At 62.7% G+C, this 2,865-nt stretch carries 1 protein-coding gene; it reads left to right on the top strand.

What is annotated here, in order from left to right; genetic code table 11:
• Positions 1-362: 362 nt before the first annotated feature.
• On the top strand, positions 363-2,865 hold a 2,503-nt coding region (locus G1C96_RS10015; protein ID WP_169276443.1), incomplete at its 3' end, for a Cna B-type domain-containing protein.

Raw genomic sequence — 2,865 nt, 5'->3', positions numbered from 1 at the left:
CCAGGCCGAGCAGGACCCGGCCGTCGAACGCGCTAGACTCGTTGACAAGCCGCGCGGTTTCCTTCACTTTTTCAATCACACACCGAATGAAACCGCACGGCCCTTACACACCAAAATCGGAAGAGCCGGGATATCGTAGTTTTGCGCAGACTCCCTTGACTAGTGTGGATGTTACGGCTGGTGTCGAGCAGGTGTCCGCTTTGCTGCAGGATAAGCAGGGCCAAAGTATTGCTGGCAGCGGTGTGTTCGTGAAGAATCAGGACGGCAATGGTGCAACGGGCAAGACTGTTACGTTTGCCGGGGCTTCCGCGCCTGCGGATGCGACTTTGTTGGGTTCGTCGAACGCGGACGACAAGGTGACGGTGACCACCACGAACATGGACAACGAATCGTCGACGGAAGACGTCGCCGATCTGGCTGCCGCCCAGACCAAAGTGAACGATCTGATCACCAATAACCAGTTGGATGCGTCGAACGCCCTGATCGCCGTGGACACTGGCACGCAAGTCTATCACAAGGCCGTCCCCGCTGATATCCAAAAGACCATCACCAACGAAAAGTCGCTTCAGCCGGTGTACATCCAGCCGAAGGTGACGAAGGAACTCACCGGTGACGGTACCTCCGCCGAAGGCAAGACGTTCACGTTCAAGCTCTCCGGCGAGGGCGTCAATCAGACGAAGACCGTTACGTTGACGAAGAACGGCGAGGACGAGGACGCGGTCTCGGCTGACGCCGTCTTCGATGCGCTCCAGTACGACGCGTCAAACATGAAGGATGCGGGCGGCAACCCGGTCGACAGCAAGACCTTCACGTACACCATCACCGAGGAGAGCGGCTCTGACAAGGACGTCTCGTACAACACCGAGAACGCGTCCTACAAGATGACGGTCGTGGTGTCCAAGGCGGACAAGGCCAGCGACGGCTACAAGGCTAAAGTGACGGTCAGCAAGCTCGTCGGCGGTCAGGCTCCGGTCACAGTGTTCACCGACGAGTTCACGAGTGCCGGCACCAACGAGTCTCACACCGACGCCGACGGCAACACGACCTACACGCCGAAGCCCGGCCAGGTCTCGGCCACCAGCTTCAAGTTCGTCAACGAACTGAAGAAACCCGAAACCACCAAGGTGAGCGTGACCAAGCAGTGGAAGAACGATCAGGAATCCGATCGCCCCGCGTCGGTCAACGTCCAGCTGCAGCGCACCACTGCCAAGGCTCCCATCCCCGCTGATGCGACTTGGGATCCCGTGGATGCTGCCGTCGATCTGACGTCGAAGGACGGCTGGGCCCACACGTGGGAGAACCTGCCCAAGGCCGACGCCGACGGCAACGAATACACGTACCGCGTGGTCGAAACCTCGGTCCCGAACGGCTACACGTCCGAGACTGGCACGCCCGTGAAGGACGCCGACGGCAACTGGACCGTCACGATCACCAACACCAAGAAGCCCGAGGACGTGAAGACCTCGGTGAAGGTGACGAAGGTGTGGGATGACAACCAGTCAGCCAACCGTCCCCAGTCGGTTCAGGTGCAGCTGCGGCGCACTACCGCCGCTGACCCGGATGCCGCCGGTACGCAGTGGGACTCCGTGGAAGCTCCAGTCACGCTGAGTGCGGATAACCAGTGGATGTACACGTGGGGAAATCTGGATATCAAGGACGCTCATGGCAACAAGTACTCGTACTCGGTGTCCGAGGTCGCAGTCAACGGTTACGACTCGAAGGTCGAGGTCAGCAAGCCCACGAAGGACGGCGATCCTTGGACAGTCACGGTCACGAACACGAAGCACGAGGAACAGCCTTCGAAGGAGTCGTTCTCGTTCACGAAGGTGGATGCGGACGACAAGTCGCAGGGCCTCGAGGGCGCCAAGTTCGAGCTGACCGGCAAGGACAAGGACGGCAATGTCGTGGAGCGGACCGAAGAGTCCGGCAAGGGTGGCACGGTGTCGTTCTCCGATCTGCCCGCGGGCACGTACACGGTCACGGAGACGAAGGCCCCGTCGGGCTACGATCTGCCGGACCCGGCGCCGTCGTTCACGGTGAAGCTGGAGCAGGGCAAGGATCCGGTGTTCTCCACTGACGACAAGGCCGGTCTGGTGGGCTGCGGCAAGTGGGCCTCCGGCGAGGACGCGACCAAGGCGGGCACCTGCACCAGCAGTCTGACGGTGACGAACACCAAGCCGAAGGTCTCGGTGTCCGCGTCGAAGACGTGGGTGGATGACGGTTCGCATCCGAGCTCGCTGGAGGTGACGCTGCAGCGTCGCGTCGGCGACGGCGCTTGGCAGGACGTGGAGACGCGGACCCTGAACGCCGACAACGATTGGAAGACGGAATGGACCGGTCTGGACAAGTACGACGCGTCCGGCAATGCGTACGAGTACCGGGTGATCGAGGCGGCGACGCCGGGCTACACGCAGGCGGTGACGTCGTCGCGCACGGGCGACGCGTGGTCGTTCGCGTTCAAGAACACGAAGCCGACCACTCCGCCTCCCACTCCGGATACGTACGGGTTCTCGTTCACGAAGGTGGCCGAGGGCGACGCGTCGAAGACGCTTGCGGGTGCCGTGTTCAGCCTGTCGGGCAACGGGGTCTCCAAGACCGCCACGTCCGATGCGTACGGCAGGGTGTGGTTCGACGGTCTTGAGCCGGGCGAGTACGCGGTGACGGAGACGAAGGCCCCGGCGGGCTACGTGCTGCCGAGTCCGGCGCCGTCGTTCACGGTGACGGTCGGCGACAAGGGTGCGGTGTCGTTCTCCGGGTTCGGCGAGCTGGTGTCGTGCGACGCGAACGCCGCGGGCGCGTCCTGCAGCCTGTTGGTGGCGAACAAGCCGACCACGCCTCCGCCGCCCGAGACCCCGAAGTACCCGT

It is taken from the genome of Bifidobacterium moraviense (assembly GCF_012932365.1).
GTDB lineage: Bacteria > Actinomycetota > Actinomycetes > Actinomycetales > Bifidobacteriaceae > Bifidobacterium > Bifidobacterium moraviense.
The sequence above is the reverse complement of the archived record's forward strand: the minus strand, read 5'-3'. Positions and strand labels throughout refer to the sequence as shown.